Origin of the sequence: Flavobacterium sp. 120 (genome assembly GCF_003633605.1) — a bacterium.
Taxonomy (GTDB): Bacteria; Bacteroidota; Bacteroidia; order Flavobacteriales; family Flavobacteriaceae; genus Flavobacterium; species Flavobacterium algoritolerans.
This window is the reverse complement of sequence record NZ_RBKZ01000001.1, coordinates 1,558,200-1,581,744: the sequence shown is the minus strand read 5'-3', so window position 1 is coordinate 1,581,744 and position 23,545 is coordinate 1,558,200. Positions and strand designations below refer to the sequence as shown.

Annotated in this window: 19 protein-coding genes; all 19 read left to right on the top strand. The window is 33.9% G+C overall.

The genetic code is table 11. The features are described from left to right. Positions 1–32 precede the first annotated feature (32 nt). A complete protein-coding gene (locus tag C8C87_RS06785; protein WP_121342060.1) occupies positions 33–1,454 on the top strand; it encodes a DUF3570 domain-containing protein in 1,422 nt (473 codons plus the stop codon). Positions 1,455–1,474: 20 nt separating this feature from the next. Continuing rightward, positions 1,475–2,137: a response regulator transcription factor gene (locus tag C8C87_RS06780; protein ID WP_121342059.1), complete on the top strand. Its 663-nt coding sequence runs from the start codon at positions 1,475–1,477 to the stop codon at positions 2,135–2,137. A gap of 6 nt (positions 2,138–2,143) precedes the next feature. Continuing rightward, positions 2,144–3,538: a HAMP domain-containing sensor histidine kinase gene (locus tag C8C87_RS06775; RefSeq protein ID WP_121342058.1), complete on the top strand. Its 1,395-nt coding sequence runs from the start codon at positions 2,144–2,146 to the stop codon at positions 3,536–3,538. A gap of 59 nt (positions 3,539–3,597) precedes the next feature. Further along, a complete protein-coding gene (locus tag C8C87_RS06770; RefSeq protein ID WP_121342057.1) occupies positions 3,598–7,932 on the top strand; it encodes a CusA/CzcA family heavy metal efflux RND transporter in 4,335 nt (1,444 codons plus the stop codon). A 10-nt stretch (positions 7,933–7,942) separates the two neighbouring features. Further along, positions 7,943–9,058 (top strand): efflux RND transporter periplasmic adaptor subunit, encoded by a 1,116-nt coding sequence (locus C8C87_RS06765; RefSeq protein ID WP_121342056.1) that lies wholly within the window; start codon positions 7,943–7,945, stop codon positions 9,056–9,058. 16 nt (positions 9,059–9,074) lie between these two features. Further along, positions 9,075–10,193 (top strand): VIT1/CCC1 transporter family protein, encoded by a 1,119-nt coding sequence (locus C8C87_RS06760; protein ID WP_121342055.1) that lies wholly within the window; start codon positions 9,075–9,077, stop codon positions 10,191–10,193. Between the two features lie 56 nt (positions 10,194–10,249). Then, positions 10,250–10,762, top strand: a complete 513-nt coding sequence (locus C8C87_RS06755; protein ID WP_121342054.1) for a hypothetical protein — start codon at positions 10,250–10,252, stop codon at positions 10,760–10,762. A 280-nt stretch (positions 10,763–11,042) separates the two neighbouring features. Continuing rightward, complete coding sequence (gene hisG / locus C8C87_RS06750) at positions 11,043–11,900, top strand: ATP phosphoribosyltransferase (protein ID WP_099715505.1); 858 nt, start codon at positions 11,043–11,045, stop codon at positions 11,898–11,900. A 79-nt stretch (positions 11,901–11,979) separates the two neighbouring features. Then, on the top strand, positions 11,980–13,272 hold the full coding sequence (hisD, locus tag C8C87_RS06745) for a histidinol dehydrogenase (RefSeq protein WP_121342053.1): 1,293 nt from the start codon (positions 11,980–11,982) through the stop codon (positions 13,270–13,272). Further along, positions 13,262–14,311 carry a histidinol-phosphate transaminase gene (gene hisC / locus C8C87_RS06740; protein WP_121342052.1) on the top strand — a complete coding sequence of 350 codons (1,050 nt, stop codon included), beginning with the start codon at positions 13,262–13,264 and terminating at the stop codon, positions 14,309–14,311. Before hisD ends, hisC begins: the two co-directional genes overlap by 11 nt. A gap of 24 nt (positions 14,312–14,335) precedes the next feature. After that, entirely contained in the window at positions 14,336–15,472 is a 1,137-nt protein-coding gene (gene hisB / locus C8C87_RS06735; RefSeq protein ID WP_121342051.1) for a bifunctional histidinol-phosphatase/imidazoleglycerol-phosphate dehydratase HisB, read from the top strand. A 77-nt stretch (positions 15,473–15,549) separates the two neighbouring features. Next, on the top strand, positions 15,550–16,131 hold the full coding sequence (gene hisH / locus C8C87_RS06730; protein WP_121342050.1) for an imidazole glycerol phosphate synthase subunit HisH: 582 nt from the start codon (positions 15,550–15,552) through the stop codon (positions 16,129–16,131). A gap of 105 nt (positions 16,132–16,236) precedes the next feature. Then, entirely contained in the window at positions 16,237–16,965 is a 729-nt protein-coding gene (gene hisA, locus C8C87_RS06725; protein ID WP_121342049.1) for a 1-(5-phosphoribosyl)-5-[(5-phosphoribosylamino)methylideneamino]imidazole-4-carboxamide isomerase, read from the top strand. Continuing rightward, positions 16,959–17,714 carry an imidazole glycerol phosphate synthase subunit HisF gene (hisF, locus tag C8C87_RS06720; protein WP_121342048.1) on the top strand — a complete coding sequence of 252 codons (756 nt, stop codon included), beginning with the start codon at positions 16,959–16,961 and terminating at the stop codon, positions 17,712–17,714. Before hisA ends, hisF begins: the two co-directional genes overlap by 7 nt. Before the next feature lie 38 nt (positions 17,715–17,752). Beyond that, positions 17,753–18,352, top strand: a complete 600-nt coding sequence (gene hisIE, locus C8C87_RS06715) for a bifunctional phosphoribosyl-AMP cyclohydrolase/phosphoribosyl-ATP diphosphatase HisIE (protein WP_121342047.1) — start codon at positions 17,753–17,755, stop codon at positions 18,350–18,352. A gap of 131 nt (positions 18,353–18,483) precedes the next feature. After that, a complete protein-coding gene (locus C8C87_RS06710) occupies positions 18,484–19,620 on the top strand; it encodes an alpha/beta hydrolase (protein WP_121343315.1) in 1,137 nt (378 codons plus the stop codon). A gap of 67 nt (positions 19,621–19,687) precedes the next feature. Continuing rightward, positions 19,688–21,121 carry a M17 family metallopeptidase gene (locus tag C8C87_RS06705; RefSeq protein WP_121342046.1) on the top strand — a complete coding sequence of 478 codons (1,434 nt, stop codon included), beginning with the start codon at positions 19,688–19,690 and terminating at the stop codon, positions 21,119–21,121. A 3-nt stretch (positions 21,122–21,124) separates the two neighbouring features. Then, positions 21,125–22,339: an acetyl-CoA carboxylase biotin carboxylase subunit family protein gene (locus C8C87_RS06700; RefSeq protein ID WP_121342045.1), complete on the top strand. Its 1,215-nt coding sequence runs from the start codon at positions 21,125–21,127 to the stop codon at positions 22,337–22,339. A gap of 149 nt (positions 22,340–22,488) precedes the next feature. Next, entirely contained in the window at positions 22,489–23,535 is a 1,047-nt protein-coding gene (locus C8C87_RS06695) for an alkaline phosphatase D family protein (RefSeq protein WP_121342044.1), read from the top strand. Positions 23,536–23,545: the final 10 nt, after the last annotated feature.

The following is a 23,545-nucleotide window of genomic DNA, read 5'->3' as shown; positions in this document are numbered from 1 at the left end:
CAATTTAGATAGTAAATAGTAATTTCTATACAATGAAAATAAAATTTTTATTTCTTTTAGTATTAATCAGCAGCATTGCCTTTTCGCAAGACAAAACTACTGCGCCAGCATTTAAAAAACGAGTTTTAGAAAGTACTGAAGTCGATTTTTTAACCAGTTATTACAATCAGGACGGTTCAAAATCAGCTGTTTCAGGAGGTTTAGGTTCTGAAAAATTAACAGATGTTGCTTCGAATATTGTGGTAGCGATGCCATTAAATGATGATGATGTTTTAACCATTGATTTGGGAATATCAGCCTATTCATCGGCTTCGTCGAGTAATATAAATCCATTCAATGCCACTGGAGCGTCTGGCGGTGATGATGACAGGATAGCGGCTCCAACGCCTAGTGGAACTCCTTGGCAAGCTTCATCAGGTGCTTCCAAAAGTGATCAATTAGTGTCAATTGTTGCCAATTATAGTCATAGCAGCGATTCCAGAAATTTTATTTGGAATACTGATGTTTCGTTTTCAAATGAGTATGATTATACTTCGGTTGGTTTTGGAGGAGGAATTGCAACTCTTTTTAATGAAAAAAACACTGAGTTAAGTTTGAAAGCCAATGTATATCTGGATCAATGGAGACCTATTTATCCAACAGAACTCCATGAATATTCAAAATATGGTGCTAATTTTTTAAATCAAGGCTATTTTAATGGCGTATCGGTTTTGGATCAAAATGGTCAAGCTACAACAAATTATTTGCCTTCAGCATTTCAAACGGTAAGTGGCGTAAATAGAAACTCTTATTCGGCTTCTGTTGGTTTCTCTCAGGTTTTAACCAAAAAACTACAGTTTTCAATCTTCTTCGATATTCTACAGCAACAAGGATTATTGTCTTCACCGTATCACCGCATTTATTTTGCAGATAAAGCTAATTATTACATCGGTCAGGCACAATATATTAATACTTACGAAAGTTCAACGAATACCGGAGTTTATAAACTGGCTGATGATATCGAAAGATTACCGGATTCCCGATTTAAAATCCCTGTTGGAGCACGTTTGAATTATTACATCAACGAGCGATTTATATTGCGAACCTATTACCGTTTTTATTCCGATAATTGGGATATTCAATCGCATACCGCAACGATTGAGCTTCCTATAAAATTATCTGATAGGTTTACCGTTTTCCCAATGTATCGCTATTACACCCAAACGGCTTCAAAATATTATGCGCCTTATGAAACCCATTTATCAACAGAAAGATATTATACCTCTGATGCTGATTTGGCTACATTTGATGCGAATCAATATGGTTTTGGAATCAATTATACTGATATTTTCACAGGTGCAAAAATTTGGAAATTTGGTTTGAAAAATATTGATTTTAGATTCAATCATTATGAAAGAAGTGACAATTTAAATGCTAATATTGGTACAATTGCCTTTAAATTTGTAATGCAATAAAAGCCTAAATTTATACAATCATGCACATATTAATCGTGGAAGATGAAGCGGGAATTGTTCAATTTCTTCAACAAGGATTAGAAGAAGAAGGATATACAATCACCAGTGCTTCGGATGGTTTAAAAGGGTTTGAACTCACTCAAAAGAACAATTTTGATCTGATTTTATTAGATTGGATGTTGCCAAAAATGACAGGACTGGAACTTTGTAAATCCATTCGGTTGAAAAACAGTCATACGCCAATCTTATTTTTGACGGCCAAAGATACGGTGCAAGAAACAATTGAAGGTTTGAAAGCGGGTGCCAATGATTATATCAAAAAACCATTTAGTTTTGATGAATTACTGGAACGCATCAAAATTCATTTTAGAAACCAAAATGAGAATCAAATTCTAAAACTTGGAACGATAGAAATTGATATTGCCAAACATCGTGTTTTAGTGAGTGATACTGAAGTGAATTTGACTCAACGTGAATTTGATTTATTGACGTATTTGGTCAAAAATAAAGGCAAAGTATGCACCAGAACCCAAATTATCGAGGATGTTTGGGACATTCATTTTGAATATGATACGGGTGTGATTGATGTTTTTATGAATGCAATTCGTAAAAAATTAAATTTAAAAATTGAACAAGACTACATAAAAACAGTTCGCGGTGTAGGTTACATCGCTAATGACTAAATAAAAATGCAACAACTTTCCTTTAAAAATAGAATTGCCTCCCATTATATAGTGACTACAGCTTTATTGATTTTTGTAGTTTTCTTTATCATCTATTCTATTGTTAAATTCAGTGTTTACAGTCATGTGAATAATGATATTACCAGTGAAGTTGATAAACATCTATCCGAAATTGAAATTGTAGGCAACACTTTTCATTTAATTCATAAAGAAGAATGGAAAGAACGGGAACACAATACGCTGGATGTAAATCCTGTATTTATTCAGTTTGTGGATGAAAATAGAAATGTGATTGAAAAATCGCCTAATCTCAAAAAATCTTCTCTTATCTTCAATGAAAATAATGCGGAGAACAAGCTCTTTGATACAAAATTAGCCGATAATTCTATTCGACAAATTCAGGTTCCCATTTATCAAAAAACAAAAATTATTGGGTACATCATAATTGCAATGTCCTTAGAAGATGCTACGATGGTACTTAATAATTTATTTGAGGTCTTGCTAATTGTTTATCCTTTAATTCTAATGGTACTTTTCTTTATAGCACGATTTATTGCGGGAAGGAGCATAAAACCTATTAGTTCCATAATTACGACTTCTAATATTATTACTAAAGACAATCTGACATCCAGAATTCCATTACCACAAAACCGTGACGAATTGTATATTCTGTCTCAAACCATAAATAATTTATTAGATAGAATTGAAACTGCTATAGAAAGAGAAAAACAATTTACCTCGGATGCATCGCATGAATTAAGAACGCCTTTAACGGTTATCAAAGGAACATTGGAAGTTTTGATTCGAAAACCTCGAAATCCTGCTGAATATGAAGAAAAAATTAATTTTTGTGTAACCGAAGTCGATCGGTTGAATCATTTGGTTGATCAGTTGCTTTTATTGGCCCGATTTGAAAATCAAAAACAAAGTTTAAAAATAGAAAAAGTCTATTTGAACGCTATATTTTTAGATACTATTGCCAGAAACTCTACTGCGATTCAGTCTAAAAACATTACTATCACTACACAATTTTCGAGAGATTATTACATAGAAACAGATAGTTATCTATTTTTAATTATTGTTAATAATTTGATTTCTAATGCATTGAAATATTCAAATCAAAACGGGAATTTAACGGTACATATAAAAAGTGTAGCGTCTAGAATTGAATGCCATATCATTGATTCTGGGATAGGAATTCCTGCGGATGACTTAGAGAATATTTTCAATCAATTTTATCGTTCACAATCGAATGCACACCCTGAAATAAAAGGAACTGGATTGGGCTTGTCTATTGTAAAAAGACTCTGTTCGTTGCTTACTATTGATATTGCAATTACCAGTGAAGAAAACATAGGAACACGAGTGGTATTAAGTTTATTTGAAGCAGACCTTAAGTAATTCTTAAGTAAATCCTTATCTTTAAATCTTAGATTTGTAAAAAACAAATTAAGGTAAAAATGCTCGAAAAAATTATTGCTTTTAGTTTAAAAAACAAACTGATTATCTTACTCTTTACTTTGGGAGTTTTCGGATTTGGTTTGTTTTCTGTTTTCCAAATATCCATTGGAGCAGTTCCAGACGTTACAAATAACCAAGTTCAGGTAATCACAACTTCTCGTAACCTTTCTACACAAGATATTGAACAGTTTATCACGTATCCTGTAGAAATTGAAATGGCCAATTTGCCTGGGGTCAAAGAAATTCGTTCTATTTCAAAATTTGGTTTATCCGTAGTCACGATTGTTTTTGATGAAAATCTTGGAACGTATCTTCCAAGACAACTTATTGCAGAAAAAATAAAAACGGCTTCCGAGAAAATTCCGCAAGGTTTTGGAACCCCGGAAATGGGTCCGATTACTACTGGACTTGGAGAAATCTACCAGTACACTTTAGAAGTTAAACCAGAGTTTAAGAATAATTATTCAGTAACTGATTTGCGTACGATACAAGATTGGGTGGTAAAACGACAACTATCAGGAATAAAAGGTGTTGTAGAAATTAATACTTGGGGCGGTTTTTTGAAACAATATGAAATTGCTATTAATCCTTCGAGTTTGAAAGCCATGAACATCACTACTGCGGATGTTTTTACAGCACTGGAGAAAAACAACAGTATTGCCGGTGGAGCATACATCGAAAAAGTAAATCAAAGTTATTTTATCAGGGGTGAAGGAAAAGTCAATTCGCTGGAAGATATTGGAAACATAGTTGTTAAAAATACTAATGGATTACCGGTTTATATCAAGAATGTAGCGCAAGTTCGGTTTGGTCATGCCAATCGTTTTGGAGCAATCACTGGCAATGGTGAAGGTGAAAAAGTTTTGGGACAAGTCATGATGCTCAAAGGAGGAAATTCGAAACAAGTCATCAGCGATGTTAAAGACCGAGTGATTGAAATAGAAAAATCTCTACCTGAAGGTGTGTACATCAATGGCTTTTTGGAACGAAGTGAATTGGTAGGAAAAACTACTTTTACCGTTGCCGAAAACTTGATTTTAGGATGTTTAATTGTGATTTTTGTCGTGGTTTTATTGTTAGGAAACTGGCGTTCGGGATTGGTTGTTGCTTCCGTAATTCCGTTGTGTTTATTGTTTGCTATTTCATTCATGAACATTTTTGGTATCGATGCCAATTTAATGAGTTTAGGAGCTATTGATTTTGGAATTATCATCGATGGCGCCGTAATTATTGTCGAGTTTATTGCTTTTCAAATAGCCAGTAAATCAGCTCATTTAGTAAATCTCAGCAAGGAAGAACGTCAGTTAGAAATTGACCAAATCACGTATAAAAGTGCTTCCAAAATGATGAATTCGGCTATTTTTGGCCAATTGATTATTCTGATTGTTTTTATTCCTATTCTATCATTATCCGGAATCGAAGGTAAAATGTTCAAACCAATGGCAATGACCTTTAGTTTTGCATTATTGGGTGCGATGATTTTCTGTTTTACGTATGTTCCAGTAATTTCTTCTTTATTTTTAAAACCAAAAGAAGAAAATCCAAATTCATTATCCAGTAGATTAATCCACATACTCAATTCTTGGTATTTACCCATAATCACTTGGGCAATAAGCAATACCAAAAAAGTATTGTATGGCGCATTAGGATTATTATTGCTGGCCATTGTATTATTTGCAACGATGGGAGGAGAATTTATTCCTACGCTTGACGAAGGTGATTTTGTGATTCAGCCGGTTTTAAAAACAGGAACTTCTTTGACAAAAACAATAGCGATAACGACCAAAATCGAGAAAATAATCCTTAAAAATTTCCCGGAAGTCACACAGGTTGTCAGTAGAATTGGAGCTGCCGAAGTGCCTACAGACCCAATGTCTATGGAAGAAAGCGATGTTATTGTAAAATTAAAACCCAAATCGGAATGGACTTCAGCTTCGACCAAAGATGAATTGGCAGACAAAATAAAAGTAGCATTGGAAAAAGAAATTCCGAATATGGAAATCGAATTTACACAGCCTATTGAAATGCGTTTCAACGAATTAATTTCTGGAACGCGATCTGATGTGGCGGTTAAAGTTTTTGGCGAAGACTTAGATATTTTGGCACAAAAAGCGCATGAAATCAAAAATGCTATTGCAAAAGTAGAAGGTGCTTCGGATATTATAATCGAAAAAACAGAAGGTTTGCCACAAATGTCTGTCGTTTATGATCGTTCTAAAATTGCCCGCTATGGTTTGAATATTTCTGATTTGAACGAAATGATTGCTCTTGGCTTTGCCGGAAAAACCGTTGGAAATGTTTTTGAAGGCGAGAAACGTTTTGATATGGTGATTCGTTTGGATCAAGCAAACCGTCACGATATTGAAGATTTACGTAATTTATATGTGCCAACGCCAAACGGAGAACAAATTCCGTTGAGCGAATTGGCTTCTATCGAATATACCGAAGGCCCAGCAAAAATTTCTAGAGACAATACCAACAGAAGAATTGTAGTGGGAATCAATGTTCGCAACCGAGATTTGCAAAGTGTGGTTACCGATATCCAAAAAATTGTAGACAATCAAATAAAATTACCATCTGGATATTATGTGAAATACGGCGGACAATTCGAGAATTTACAAAGTGCAAAAGCCCGCTTGATGATTGCAGTTCCAATCGCTTTATTTTTGATTTTTATCCTTTTGTATTTTGCATTTGGTTCCGTAAAAGAAGCCTTAATGGTCTATTCAGCGATTCCTTTATCTGCAGTTGGCGGTGTTTTGTTTTTATGGATGAGAGATTTGCCGTTCAGTATTTCGGCAGGCGTTGGATTCATTGCACTTTTCGGAATTGCAGTATTAAACGGAATTGTACTAATCGAACATTTTAAAGAACTCAAACAGCAAGGCATGAAAGATATCGATGCATTGATTTTAAAAGGAACTACTGACAGATTACGTCCGGTTTTATTAACCGCTTCGGCAGCTGCATTAGGATTTTTACCAATGGCAATTTCATCCTCGGCTGGGGCAGAAGTGCAACGACCATTAGCAACGGTAGTCATTGGCGGATTGTTTACGGCAACTGTTTTAACGATGATAGTCTTGCCTATTTTATATAAAGTTTTTGATAGTGCGGCGTTTAAAAAAGCGAAGTTCAAGAAACATCAAAGTTCCACTTATATCATTTTGTTATTGTTGAGTTCTTCGTTGGCTTTTTCACAAAATGCTAACCCGGAATTGGATAGTTTATTGGCTAAAGCAATTCAAAATAATAAAGGAATTAAAGCGGCTCAATTGCAAGTGGATAAAACAAAAGCCAATATTAAAACGGCAAATACTTTTGACAAAACCAATATTTATTACAGTTACGATCAAAATAATTTGGCACTCAATAACGAACCTTTACGAGTTTTTGGCGTACAGCAACGCTTTTCTTTTCCAACGGTTTACGGAGCGCAGAAAAAAGTCTATTCCTCCGAATATGAAAAAGAAAAAGCCAATTTTGATATTCAAAAAAACAAACTTTCTTTAGCTGTTTCTAAATCGTATCAGCACATTGTTTATTTACAACATCAAGAAAAACTGTATCATTATTTAGATAGTTTGTACCAAAATTTCTCTAAAGCAAGCGATAGACGATTTGAATTAGGAGAAACTAATTATTTGGAAAAAATTACAGCTCAAGCTAAATTCAGACAAATAAGAACGAAGCTTTCCCAAATAGAAAATGATAAAAAAGCACAATATGAACTGCTACAATCCTTGCTTCAAAACGATGAAATAATAGCAATAAAAAGCAATACAATTACACCGTTAAATACTTTTACTGATGAGATAAGTAAAACAACTTATACTACTTATTTAGAAAGTGTTACTAAAAATTATAAAAATCAAATAAACTTACAAAAAAAGCATTGGTTACCAGATATTAACTTAGACTATTTTCAAGGAAGAAATAACGGTTTATCACAGTCGTTGTATGGTTTTCAAGTTGGTTTAGCAGTACCGATTTTATTCTCGGGACAAGTTGCTAAAAGTAAAGTTGCACAACTTGAATTACAAAGTTGGGAACAACAAAAGCAAAATGAGGAAGTAAAAATAGAGAAGTACATTAATCAAAAAAAGAACGAATTAGCCAAACATCAGGAAGCGATAAATTACTACAATCTGTACGGTAAAAAATTATCGGATGAGATTATAAAAGTAGGAAACAATAGCTACAAACATGGCGAAATAGATTTTTTCCAATACATTCAAAGTTTAGAAAATGCTACGACCATCCAAGTGGACTATTTAGACACTATTTTGCAATTCAATCAAAGCCAATTAGATTTACAATACCTTAATTTTTAATCCGCTAAAAATGAAAAAAATACTATATATAGCTATTTTATCTCTTGTTCTATTCTCCTGTAAAGAGTCAAAAACTGAAGAAGTAACACAAAAAGACAACGGTTTGATTACCGTAACTTCCGCTCAATTTAAATCTTCGGGAATGGAGATTGCAAGTCCAACAGAACAAGATTTTGATGTAACGGTAAAAGCATCGGGAAAAATTGATGTACCACCACAAAACCGCGCTAAAGTGAACACTTTTATGGGCGGTTATGTAAAATCTACTACGCTTTTGGTTGGAAATAAAGTCACAAAAGGACAAGCTTTGTTAACGTTACAAAACACAGAATTTCTTGATATTCAAAAAGATTATATGGAAGTGGCGGAGCAGCTTAATTTCTTGAAATCCGAATATGACAGACAAAAAACGCTGTATGATGAAAAAATCACTTCTCAAAAAAACTACCTAAAAGCGGAAAGTGACTATAAAAGAGCCAAAGCAATGCATCAAAGCTTGCGCGCCAAATTAGTGCTTTTGAACATTAATCCGAAAAATGTAGAGAAAGGAAATTTGACTTCAACAATCACTATTTTTTCTCCTATAACTGGCGATATTGTGATTATGAATGCGAATGTGGGAATGTATGTAGCGCCTTCGGATGTGATTTTAGAAATTGTCGATACGGATCACTTGCATTTAGAACTGGCCGTTTTTGAAAAAGATATTTTGAATGTGAAAATAGGACAAAAGATTCTTTTTAAAGTTCCTGAAGCAACAAAAGATGTTTTTAATGCTGAAGTACATTTGGTTGGAAAATCAATAGAAGGAAACGACAGAACGATTAATATTCATGGACATTTATACGATATGATTAAGCAAAAGCTATTAACAGGAATGTTTGTTGAGGCTGAAATTATTATTGATTCTAAAAAAGGTTTAGCGGTTCCTTCGGAAGCCGTATTGACAGAGAATAACAAAAATTTCGTACTTTTATTGGAGAATGAAAAAAACGGATATTCATTCAAGAAAGTAAGCGTTACGGTAGGCGAGAAATCTGAAAAATTCATTGAAATACTTCCAAATACTATAATTAATGCTTCTTCAAGGATTTTAACAAAAGGTGTTTTTGATTTGGCTAATTAATAAAAAGCAAATAAAAATGGACTTGAATAAACTAAAAGATCAGTTGCAAACAGAGGTTGATACGGCTTTTTTGTATGATAGCATTGCTGCCATTCAATCTGAGGATAATCTTAAAAGAGTATTATTGAGTTTGGGTGAAATTGAAAAAGGACACGCGAAACATATGTTTGATAAAGTGTTGACTTTTGAACCAAATTACAAAATGCCTTCACCTTCCTCCAGAGCAAAATTTCAATTGAAGTTGGGTAAAATTTTTGGTTACAGTTCTATAATCAGCAACCTTTCAAGTATAGAAAAACAGTTTGCGGTAAATTCAATTAAAAATAAGATTAAAAGCGGAGAAAAGCCAACAGGTTTTGAGCACAATCATCTTAATATTATTGAAGCAGTAAACAATAATGCTGCTTTGAATGTTTCGGGTGGCTTTTTGTCCAAATTTGAAAGTCGTCATAAATCAGTAGGCGGAAATGCATTGCGTGCAGCCGTTTTAGGTTCAAATGACGGATTGGTTTCTAATATGAGTTTAGTAATGGGAGTTGCCGGAGCGGCTGTTTCTAATAATACGATATTATTAACCGGTATTGCAGGGCTTTTGGCAGGAGCAATTTCAATGGCTTTGGGCGAATGGCTTTCGGTACAAAGTTCTCGAGAATTAAACCAGCGCCAAATTGATTTGGAAACAGAAGAATTAGAAGCTTCTCCCGAAGAAGAAAAAAAAGAATTAGTATTGCTTTACCAAGCCAAAGGAATGAATGCTGTTGAAGCACAAAAACTGGCGGATAAAGCATTTGAAAATCCTGAAACGGCAATTGATGCTATCATCACAGAAGAACTGGGAATTGATAAAGAAGAATTAGGAGGATCAGCCTGGGAAGCAGCAACAGCTTCGTTTGTACTTTTTGCTATTGGAGCCATTATTCCGTTATATCCTTTTATGTTTTTAAATGGGAAGAATGCCATTCTATTGAGTGTAGGAAGCAGTGTTGTCGGGCTTTTTGGAATAGGTGCCGCAATTACTTTATTGACAGGGAAAAGCGTTCTATTTTCTGGATTTAGACAAGTTTCTTTTGGATTAGTAGCAGCAGCGGTGACTTATGGCATTGGCTCTTTAATTGGAGTTTCACTCGCGGGATAAAAATAATTTGTTCAAATAATTCAGCTTTAAAACAGTAAACTTTAAATAAAAAAATTATGAATGACGCTCATTTACATATGGTTGTAAACCATTTTCCAATAATCGGAACCATTTTTGGAATTGGAATTTTAATTGCAGGGATATTTTTAAATAACGGTTCCGTTAAAAATACTGCTTATATATTATTTATAATTGCAGCAATTTTTGGAGCGCTCAGTATGGGAACTGGTGAAGGAGCGGAGGAAATGGTTGAAGATTTTCCAAACATTGGAAAAGCAATTATCCATGAACATGAAGAACTGGCAGAGAAATTTGCATTAGTACTTTATGCAACCGGAGTTTTTGCATTGATTTCATTAGTAGCTGCCATAAAAAAGTTCCGACTGGCTAAAATATTTTCATTTATTACGCTTGTTTTAGCTTTAATTGCTGGAGTTATATCAATAAACGTTGGGACTTCCGGTGGTGAAATTCGTCATACTGAAATCAGGGAAGACAACGGTACTACAGTAACAAGCGATACAAATTCTGTTGAAAATGAACCGAATAAAATAATAGATAAAAAGTAATTTGTAACAATTTCATATCTTTAAGTTAAAATAAAAATTGCTTTTTAAATATTTTATCTCTTATATTTGCAAAAGAATTTTAAAATAAAACAAACACAAAAATGTTTACAAATCAATTGCATCATCATCATTTTCATTATTGCTCTCAAGCGATGTGTTAATGGTATGTGTGTAAATCATCATATTCTAAAAACCCGTTTGAGTACATCAAACGGGTTTTTTATTACCCAATATTTGTACTCAATCAAAATATTTTAAACAAAAACAAAAAAGACAAAAAATGAGTACATTAAAAATTGCAATTCAAAAATCAGGACGTTTAAACGAAGACAGCATTCAAATTCTTAAAGATGCAGGTATTTCAATCGATAATGGTATCGACCAATTAAAAGCAGAAGCATCTAATTTTCCTTTAGAGGTTTTATATTTAAGAAATTCTGATATTCCTCAATATCTAATAGATGGAGTTGTAGATATTGCTATTGTTGGCGATAATTTATTAGTTGAAAAAGGAAATAATATTGAAGTAATTCAAAAATTAGGTTTTTCAAAATGTAAAGTATCCGTTGCTGTGCCAAAAGCATTTAATTACAAATCAGTTCAAGATTTAGATGGTATGCGAATTGCCACTTCTTACCCAAAAACAGTTCTTGATTTTTTCAATTCTAAAGGGGTAACAGTCGATATTCACCAGATATCAGGTTCGGTAGAAATAGCACCAAACATTGGTTTAGCCGATGCTATTGTTGATATTGTATCTAGCGGGAGTACTTTGTTTAAAAACAATTTAAAAGAAGTTGAAGTTATTTTTAAAAGTGAAGCGGTTTTAGCTGTTTCTCCAAAAGTAAGTCCTGAATCCCAAAAAATAATCGATACTTTAAAATTCAGAATTGAATCCGTTTTAAGAGCAAGAAAATCGAAATATATCTTGATGAATATTCCAAATGACAAAATTGATGCCGTTGGAAAAATTCTTCCTGTATTAAGAAGTTTAACCGTATTGCCATTGGCACAAGAAGGATGGAGTAGCGTACACTCTGTAATCGATAAAGATACTTTCTGGGATGTGATTGATCAATTGAAAGAAGCTGGAGCCGAAGGGATTTTGGTGTGTCCAATTGAGAAAATGGTACTGTAAGAATTTTAAATTATGACGTATGAATTATGAGTTTAAGAAACGGAATAGTTCAATTATTTAATCTTTGAATACAATTAAAATGAATAAAATATACAATCCAAAACCAGAAACCTGGACTTCCATTTTAGAAAGACCCACAAAAACTATCGATGATATTGAAGCGACTGTGAAAGAAATTTTTAAGGAAGTACAAAAGAAAGGCGATGCTGCCGTAGCAAAATATACGTCGCTTTTTGATGGTGCCAAAATAGATACAATCGAAGTTACTAAAGCTGAAATAGACCAAGCAATTGCGTCCATTTCTACCGAATTAAAAGACGCAATTTCACTTGCAAAATCAAATATTAAAAAATTTCATACAGCTCAAAAAACAGATAGAGTTGCTGTAGAAACAATTGAAGGAGTTAACTGCTGGCAGGAAAAAAGACCTATTCAAAAGATAGGATTGTATATTCCTGGAGGAACTGCTCCATTATTTTCTACTGTTTTAATGCTTGCTGTTCCTGCAGAGATTGCTGGTTGTAGTGAAATTGTTTTATGTTCTCCTCCGGATAAAAACGGAAATATAAATCCCGCTATTCTATATGCTGCCAATTTATGTGGTGTGACTAAAATTTTGAAAGTAGGAGGAATTCAGGCTATTGCAGGAATGACTTTTGGAACGGAAACAATTCCGAAAGTGTATAAAATATTTGGTCCCGGAAATCAATTTGTGACTGTGGCTAAACAATTAGCAACACAATTTAGCGTGGCAATCGATATGCCTGCCGGTCCATCAGAATTATTGATTGTTGCTGATGATACTGCTGTTCCTGCTTTTATAGCTTCGGATTTATTGTCTCAAGCAGAACATGGAGCGGATAGCCAAGTTATTTTGGTCACTACTTCTAAAAAATTAATTGATGCTGTTGAAGATGAAATCCAAATACAAATGGAACTTCTTCCAAGGAAAACCATTGCTGAAAAAGCCATTGCGAATTCTAAATTAATTTTTGTTGAAAACGATAAAATTGCCTTGGAATTAATCAATGAATACGGACCGGAGCACTTTATCATTTGCTCAGAATTTGATGATTTTTACAGCAATGGCGTTCAAAATGCAGGTTCAGTATTCATTGGAAATTATACTCCTGAAAGTGCTGGAGATTATGCTTCAGGTACCAACCATACGTTGCCAACCAACGGTTATGCGAAGAATTACAGCGGAGTAAATTTAGACAGTTTCACCAAAGCAATGACTTTTCAAAAAATTTCTCAAAAAGGAATACAAAATATCGGTAAAGCCATCGAAATCATGGCAGAAGCAGAAGGCTTACAAGCACACAAAAATGCAGTTACATTACGATTAAAAGCGATTGAAGATGGAAAATAATTTTGATATAAATACTATAGTTAGAGCAAACGTTAAGCAATTAAAACCCTATTCTTCCGCACGAGATGAATTTGAGGATTTTGACACTGCAGATATGATTTTTCTGGATGCTAATGAAAATCCATTTGAAAATGGGGTGAACAGGTACCCAGATCCACAACAAATGAGTGTAAAAGGGATTTTGGCAAAACAAAAAAATGTCAAAACGAATCAAATTTTACTGGGTAACGGTAGTGATGAAGTGCTGGATTTGTTATTCAGAGCTTTTTGTGAACCAAAAACGGACAATGTAATCACTTTGCCACCTACATACGGAATGTATGGCGTTTTGGCTAATATTAATGCCGTAGAAAATAAAGAAATTTTACTTTCTGAAGACTTTCAACCACAAATTGAGAAAATCATGGAAGCGGTTAATGAGAATACTAAAATAATCTTTTTGTGTTCTCCAAATAACCCAACCGGAAATTCATTTTCGGATGAAAGTGTAGTGTCACTTTTGCAAAATTTTAAAGGTTTAGTTGTTATTGATGAAGCGTATATTGACTTTTCTAAAAAGGAAAGTTGGATTAACGAATTAGATGAATATCCAAATTTGGTCATTACTCAGACGCTATCAAAAGCGTATGGTTTGGCTGGAATTAGATTAGGAATTTGTTACGCATCTGCGGAGGTAATTTCGGTTTTAAACAAAATTAAACCTCCGTATAATGTAAACGAATTGACTCAAAAAAGAGCTTTAGAACGATTAGATGATAAAGATAAAATAAAATCGGAAATTCAATCTATAATAACACAAAGATCTGCGTTACTTAAAGTTTTACTTAATGTAAATTTTGTCGAAAAAATCTATCCTACGGAAGCTAATTTTATTTTGGTAAAAGTGGATGACGCCAATAAAAGATACGATGAATTGATTGCAAAAGGAATTGTAATTAGAAACAGAACCACCCAACCGTTATGCGATAATTGTTTGCGTCTGACCGTTGGAACAGAACAAGAAAATATGAAATTAATTGAGGTGTTAAAACAACTTTAAACCTTAAACTTTAAACTTTTTTTAATGAAAAAAATACTTTTTATAGATCGTGATGGAACAATGGTTTTGGAACCAAATGATTACCAATTAGACAGTTTCGAAAAACTGGAATTTTATCCTAAAGCGTTTCAATTCCTTGGAAAAATTGCTTTGGAACTAGATTTCGAATTGGTAATGGTTACGAATCAAGATGGTTTGGGAACTGATTCTCATCCGGAAATTAACTTTTGGCCCGTTCATAATTTAATCATGAAAGCTTTTGAAAATGAAGGCGTTGTTTTCAAAGAAGTATTAATTGACAAAACATTTCCGCACGAAAATGCACCAACTCGCAAACCTGCAACTGGTTTGTTGACAAAATATATTGATAATCCGGAATATGATTTAGCAAATTCATTCGTAATTGGAGACAGAATAACGGATGTTGAATTGGCAAAAAACTTAGGTTCAAAAGCCATTTTTATCAACACGGACGAAGGTTTGGGAAGTGATGAAATTACTTCAAAAAGGTCAGCTTTGGATTCTGTCATTGCTTTACAAACGACAGATTGGAAAGTAATTTATGAGTTTTTGAAACTAGAAGAACGTTCCGCTTCTATTGAAAGAAAAACAAACGAAACGGATATTTTCATCAACTTAAACCTTGACGGAACTGGGAAAAGTAAAATCGAAACAGGGATTGCCTTTTTTGACCACATGCTCGACCAAATTGCACGTCACGGACAAATGGACTTGGAAATCCTTGTGAAAGGTGATTTAGAAGTTGATGAACACCATACTATCGAAGATACAGCGATTGCTTTAGGAGAAGTTTTTGCGAAAGCATTAGGAAATAAATTAGGTATTGAACGTTACGGTTTTTGTTTACCAATGGACGACTGTTTAGCGCAAGTGGCGATTGATTTTGGAGGTAGAAACTGGTTGGTTTGGGAAACCGAATTCAAGCGAGAAATGGTTGGAAAAATGCCGACAGAGATGTTTTATCATTTCTTCAAATCGTTCTCTGATGGTGCTAAAGCCAACATTAATATCAAAGCGGAAGGAACTAACGAACATCACAAGATTGAAGCGATTTTTAAAGCTTTTGCAAAAGCAATAAAAGTAGCCGTAAAACGTGATACGGAGAAGATGATTTTGCCTAGCACGAAAGGAATGTTGTAAAATTGTTTAAAGTCTAAAGTTTCAGGTTGACTCGAGCAACTTTAAACATTAAACATTAAACTTGAAACAAAATTAAAATGAAGATAGTAATCATAAATTACGGAGCAGGAAATATTCAAAGCATTATGTTTGCCATCGAAAGATTGGGATTTAAAGCCATTTTGAGTAATAATCCTGACGAAATTAAAGCAACCGATAAAGTTATTTTTCCTGGTGTTGGAGAAGCAAGTTCAGCAATGAAAATGCTTTTAGAAAGTGGGTTGGAGACTTTGATTCCAACCTTGAAACAACCCGTTTTAGGAATCTGTCTGGGTATGCAATTGATGTGCAACAAATCAGAAGAAGGGAATACAAAAGGTTTGGGAATTTTTGATGTTGATGTAATCAAATTCACGCCAAAAGTAAAAGTCCCACAAATGGGTTGGAACCAAATTTATAATTTGAAATCGCCTTTATTCGAAGGAATTAATGAAAACGAATACATGTATTTGGTTCATAGTTTTTATGCTCCTAACTGCCCTGAAGCCATTGCTACAACTGATTACGAAGTAGAATACGCCTCAGCTTTGCAGAAGGATAATTTCTACGGAACACAATTTCACCCAGAAAAAAGTGGTGACGTTGGAGAACAAATTTTGGCTAATTTCTTGAAGTTATAAATTTTAATGGCAATAACAATAATGAGAATAGTCAGTGAGATTGCTTCGTTCCTCGCAATAACAAATCTGAAATCAAAAATCGTTAATCAAAAATCATAAATCTCAATGAGAATAATACCTGCAATAGATATCATAGAAGGAAAATGTGTTCGCTTGTCAAAAGGCGATTACAATACCAAAATTATATACAATGAAAATCCGCTTGAAGTAGCAAAATCATTTGAAGCACACGGAATTGAATATTTGCATCTGGTTGATTTAGACGGAGCAAAGTCGAGCCAAATTGTGAATTATAAAATACTGGAGCAAATAGCTACACAAACCAAATTGAAAATTGATTTTGGGGGTGGATTAAAATCGGATTCCGATTTGAAAATAGCTTTTGAAAGTGGTGCAAATCAAATTACCGGTGGAAGTATTGCCGTTAAGAATAGAGAACTATTCGAAAAATGGATTGCGGAGTATGGTTCAGATAAAATCATTTTGGGAGCAGATGCTAACAATGAAAAAGTAGCTGTTTCTGGTTGGTTAGAAGATTCTAATGAAGACTTGATTCCTTTTATACAAGATTATCAAAGCAAAGGAATTCAGTACGTAATTTGTACGGATATTGCCAAAGACGGTATGCTTGAAGGACCATCTTTTGATTTATACGCTAAAATTTTGGCAGAAGCCAAAGGGATTAAACTAATTGCTTCAGGAGGAATTTCTACTTTTGACGAATTACCAAAATTGGCCGAATCGGGTTGTGAAGGAACGATAATCGGGAAAGCAATCTATGAAGGTCGTATTAGCTTGAAACAGTTAGAAAACTATATTTTAGAAAAATGTTAACAAAAAGAATTATTCCCTGTCTCGATATAAAAAACGGAAGAACCGTAAAAGGTGTTAATTTTGTGGACTTACGTGATGCGGGAGATCCGGTTGAATTAGCCAAAATATATTCGGATGAAGGTGCTGATGAATTGGTTTTTTTGGATATTTCGGCAACGGAAGAAAGAAGAAAAACCTTAGTTGATTTGGTTCGTAAAGTGGCTTCAACTATTAATATTCCGTTTACTGTAGGTGGTGGAATTTCATCCGTTGAAGATGTTGAAATTTTATTGCAAAATGGAGCGGATAAAGTTTCCATTAATTCATCGGCGGTGAAAAATCCGCAGTTGATTAATGATTTGGCACAAAAATTTGGAAGTCAATGTGTGGTTGTTGCAATTGATGCCAAACAAATTGATGGACAATGGATTGTTCATTTAGTAGGAGGGAAAGTGCCTACCGAATTGAATTTATTTGATTGGGCAAAAGAAGTTGAAGAACGCGGCGCAGGTGAAATCTTATTCACATCAATGGATAATGACGGAACTAAAAACGGATTTGCTAATGAAGCTTTGGCTAAACTTTCGGAATTAGTTAATATTCCAATAATAGCTTCTGGTGGTGCAGGAAACATTCAACATTTTGTAGATACTTTTCTGGAAGGAAAAGCAGATGCAGCATTAGCCGCAAGTGTATTTCATTTTAAAGAAATTGAAATTAAAACATTGAAAGCAGCCCTTAAAAATAACAATATCGAAGTACGAATTTAAATTTTTTTTTTTGACTTTAAAACTTTAGACTAAAAAATATGAACATAGATTTCTCAAAAAATACAGATGGATTAATTCCAGCCATCATTCAAGACAGCGAAACCAAAACGGTTTTGATGTTGGGTTTCATGAATGCCGAAGCGTATCAAAAAACGGTTGATACTAAAAAAGTGACATTTTATAGTCGTACCAAGCAAAGACTTTGGACAAAAGGCGAGGAAAGTGGTAACTTTTTAAATCTGATTGACATCAAAAATGACTGTGATAATGATACGTTGTTGATTCAGGTAAAACCAGAAGGGCCAACATGTCACAAAGGAACGGATACGTGTTGGGCTGATGAAAACAAAGAAGATTATGGCTTTATTTCGAATTTAGAAGATACAATCCAACTTCGAAGAGAGAATGCTGATTCTGAGAAAAGTTATGTGGCTTCCTTGTTTAAATTAGGGATGAATAAAATTGCCCAGAAAGTAGGAGAGGAAGCAATAGAAGTGGTTATTGAAGCCAAAGATGATAATGATGATTTGTTTTTGAGCGAAAGTGCTGACTTGCTTTTTCATTACCTTATATTGTTGCAAGCCAAAGGATTTAAGCTAAATGATGTTGTTGAAGTACTAAAAAGTCGTCAGAAATAGAAATTCTTTTTAAAGATTTTACATCAATAAAACCCAATAGTAAATGAATATACTATTGGGTTTTCTTTTATTTCAAATAGCAATCCACTATATTTACTATTATTTTAAAATAAGAGTACCACATGCAAGTGATGAATTTAGATAATACCACATTGACACAAGAATCAAACGATCCAATCCTAAATACGGGACTATATATAATCCTTACAACTGACGAAGACGATGCAAGACCTGTTTATATTTCAGGGAATTTCAATAATTGGCGTACTCAGGACAAGGAGTTTATGATGGAGAAAATTGGAAATAACGTATACCATTACAAATTTTCGCATGATTTTGATTATCCTGTCGAGCTTTTGTATAAATTTACTAAAGGGGATTGGAGTGAAGTTGAGATTGACAGCCACGGCAATCGTACCGAAAACCGTTCAACATTAGCACATACGGGCATTCAAAATGAACACGTAGCAAGATGGAGAAAAAACTGGTTGCCTTTTAAGCAGTCTTTTTTACCACAGGTTCAGTTAATTTCAGATGAATTTGAAATCCCGCAACTTAATAAAACCAGAAAAATTTGGGCCTTGTTGCCTCATGATTATGATAATTCAAGTGAAAGTTATCCCGTAATGTATTTGCAGGATGCCCAAAATTTATTCAATGAATCAGCCGAATTTGGTAATTGGGAAATTGATAAAAAACTGGCTGTTATGTCCGAGTATAAAATTGGAAAAATTATAATTATTGCCATAGAACACGCCAAAGAAGATCGAATAAAAGAATACAATGTTGGGAAAACAGTATTAGGAAAAGGACAAGGAAAAAAATACATCCGATTTGTAACTGATACCCTAAAACCATTTGTTGACAACAATTTTAGAACAAAAAAAGAACGAGAATTTACGGGGATCGGAGGAAGCTCGATGGGAGGATTAGTCAGTATTTTTAGTGGATTAAGAAACCCGGAAGTATATGGTAAATTAATGATTTTTTCACCATCGCTTTGGGTTGTTCCAGAACTGAAAATTAATCCCAAAAAAGCCAATACAGCCGATACCAAAATCTATTTGTATGGCGGTGGTGATGAGAGTAAAACAATGATTGAACATATAAAAAGTTTTAAAGATAATCTGATTTCAAGCGAATTTGTAAAAGACAAATCAAAGATTAATTTAAGCATTAACAGGCAAGGAAAACATAGTGAAACCTATTGGAGTGATGAATTTCCTAAAGCAATAGAATGGTTGTTTTTTAATACAAAAGAGTCGTAGAGCACTATTCATAGGGTCTTGAATTAATAGGTAGAAAAAAAGAAAAGAAAAGAAAAGAAAAGAACAAATGAAAACAAATACATTACAAAACGTAGCTGATTTTTCAGGAACAATTTTGATTCCGGTTTTTGAAACGTATTCAAAAAGCATTGTTCCTATAACTTTTAATGGATTAGAAATAACATCAAAAGTTTTTTTTGGAAAAAAAGACACGCACTATTTAGCTGAAAAAAATAACAATGCGTATGTTTTTATTGGCTTAGGAAAAGAGATAGACTATAAATCATTGAAAACTATTTTTCGTCGTATTTCATCAAAACAAAAAGAAAATTTCAGTTCGAATGTTGCTTTAGTTATACCTGAACAATTCACTCAGGATCAAGTTGAAGCCGTAGTTTCTGGTTTGCTTTTAGGCACGTATGATTTAGGTCATTTCAAATCAGAAAAAAACGCACATCCTTTTTTGAGTGCTGATTTTACTTTAAATTTAGTATCCGAAAAAGATTATTTGGCTACAGTCAAAAAAGGAATTAAAATTGCCAAAGCACAACTGGCAACTTATAATTTGGTTGATTTACCACCCAACACGATTAATCCTAAATATTTGGCCAATTGGGCTAAAGAAACGGGTGAAAAATATGGTTTTGACGTAGAAGTTTTAGGTCATGATGCAGCAAAAATAGTGGGATTGGGCGCTTTTTTGGCAGTTGGAAAAGGAAGTGAAAATGAACCACAGTTTATCATTATGAATTACACTCCTGCAGCCGATGTGGAACACCTAAAACATGTTGGGTTAGTGGGGAAAGGAATCACTTTTGATACAGGAGGATTGAATATAAAAACAGCGGGAATGCTTCATATGAAGTGCGATATGGCTGGTGGTGGTGCCGTTTTTGGGGCGATGCAATTGATTGCAGATTTGCAATTACCCGTAAAAGTGACTGCAATTGTTCCTTGTGCCGAAAATTCAGTTGATGCCAAATCATTTTTACCAAGTGATGTAATTCACAGTTATAGCGGACATTCTATAGAAATCATTGATACAGATGCTGAAGGACGACTCATTTTGGCGGATGGATTGTCGTATTTAATTAAAAATTTCAAACCAGAATATATTGTGGATATCGCCACACTTACCGGAAGCAGTGTTGGTACTTTTGGGTATGAATGTGGTGCTTTGTTTACCAATAATACCGAAATGGCTAAGAAGCTACAAGAAAATGGAGACGCAATAGGAGAGCGTTTGTGGCCTTTACCGCTTTGGGACGCTTATAAATCAGATATTGAGAGTGACATTGCAGATGTAAAAAATTATAGTGGAAAACCAGTTGCAGGAGCAATAAGTGCCGCTAAATTTTTAGAATATTTTACCCAAGAACACAAAGCTTGGGCACATCTTGATGTTGCAGGTGTCGCATTTGGCGATGATGAGTTTGCTAAAAGTAAGCATGCTACAGGATATGGAGTTCATTTATTAACTAAATTCATTGAAAATTTATAACGTATGGAAAACTCTAAAACCTTCCTTTGTATTTCAAATTATTTCAAGGGTTCCGATTTTTTAATTAATTTAAAAAAGTTAGGTAACAAAGTCTATTTAGTGACAAGTGAAAAGCTGAGAGACAAACCATGGCCACATCAACATATCGATGAGATTTTTTATATGGAAGGTCAAGATGTCGATTGGAACTTAGAACATCTGCTGCTAGGTGTTGGTAATTTTATGAAGTCAACCAAAGTTGATGCCATTGTTGCCTTAGATGATTATGATGTCGAAAAGGCTACGTATCTAAGGGAAAACCTGCGCATTGACGGGATGGGACAAACAACAGGACGTTATTTTAGAGATAAACTGGCGATGAGAATGAGAGCCAAAAGTTGTGGAATTCCTATTCCGGCATTTTGTTCTTTATTTAATGATCATGACATCAATACTTTTGCAGACACGATTTCAGCTCCATGGGTTTTGAAACCACGTTCCGAAGCTTCAGCAACAGGAATTATAAAAATATATGATAAAGAGAGTTTGTGGATCCATATCAATGAAATGGGGAATAACAGATTCAAATATTTATTAGAACAATTCAAACCTGGCGATGTGTATCATTGTGATAGTTTGATTTCAGAAAGTAAAGTAATTTTTAGTTTGACTTCAAAATATTTAGCCACACCAATGGAAATTTCTCAAGGTGGCGGTGTTTTCCGTTCAGCTAATATTAAGTACAATTCAGAGGATGATAAAGCCATAAAAAAGTTAAATGAAGAAGTAATGAAAGGCTTCGGATTGAAACACGGTGCCGCACATACTGAATTCATAAAATGCAATGAAGATGGTCAAATTTATTTCCTGGAAACTTCTTCCAGAGTAGGAGGAGCTCATTTGGCCGAAATGGTAACAGAAGCTTCCAATATTAATTTATGGAAAGAATGGGCTGCAATTGAAGACGCATTGGTTAAAGGAACTAAATACATTTTGCCAAAAGTAAAAAAAGAATATGCCGGTATCGTTTTGACATTATCAAAATTCCAGCATCCTAATTTGTCGTCGTTTTCAGATCCGGAAATTTGTTTCAGAGTTCCATTGGAATATCATGCGGGACTTATTGTCAAATCAGATAATCAAGAAAGAGTTTTAGAATTGTTGGATGATTATGGTAATCGTTTAGCCAATGATTTTACTGCTGTAGTAGAACAAAGTAAAGTAACCAACTTGCATTAAATGTTTAGTACTGAACTAAAAAAAAGCAACTATTTCAAGAGAGATAGTTGCTTTTTTTATTTAAAGTTTGCTTAAACTAAAAGTAGGCAGATTTTTATATCTTCGTCAAAATTCTCATAATAAAATAACGCTTTTCATCTCCTTCTCACATGAAAAAAACAATTCTGATTTTTTGCTTTTTAGGTTTAGTTAGCTGCAAAACGTATGATACAACCAGCTTTATTGAATCTGAGAAACCGGTTCAAAATGAATATTATACCATAGCTTTTGGTTCCTGCGATAACCAGAAAATTAAAAATGAACTTTGGTCGGCAATAGATAGCAATCATCCTTCAGTTTGGATTTGGGGAGGTGATAATGTGTATTCGGATACTAAGGACATGGATTTTCTTAAAAGTAATTATGAAATTCAGAAACAAGATTCAGATTATCTCAAGTTCATTAAAGACAAAATTATATTAGGAACGTGGGATGATCACGATTATGGAGCGAATGACGGCGGGGAAGAATATCCTTTTAAAAGACAAAGTCAACAGTTATTACTGGATTTTTTAGATACGTCAAAGAATGCTCCTGAGCGAAAAAGAGATGGGGTTTATACTGCTAAAACTATTCTTGTAAATGGAAATAAAATAAAAGTTATTGTATTGGATTCTCGTTTTTTTAGAACGGCATTGACTAAAGCCACCGATTCAAAAAAACGGTTTCAACCCAATACATATGGTGAAGGAACCGTATTAGGAGAGGCACAATGGAAATGGCTTGAAAAAGAACTTAAATCATCTGATGCGCAATTTAATGTGATTGTCAGCAGCATTCAATTTTTATCTGATAAACATGGTTTTGAAGCTTGGGGGAATTTCCTTCATGAAATAGAAAAACTGGAGAAATTGATTCTTTCGACGAAAGCAAAAGGCACTTTTATAATCTCAGGAGATCGCCATATTGCCACTTTTTCTTCAAAAAATGTTGCGGGTTTATCCTATCCGTTAGTAGATTTTACCTCGAGTGGATTGACGCATACTTACGCTTCTTTTTCCGGTGAGGAAAATCCTTATGTGAAAGGGGAAGTGGTTAAAGAGTTGAACTTTGGACTATTAAAATTTGATTTTAAAAACAATAAAGTGATAATGGAAATTCGTGGAAAGGAAAATAAATTTATTCAAGAATATGTTCAATCCTATCCTGAAAAATAATTTTTTTAGG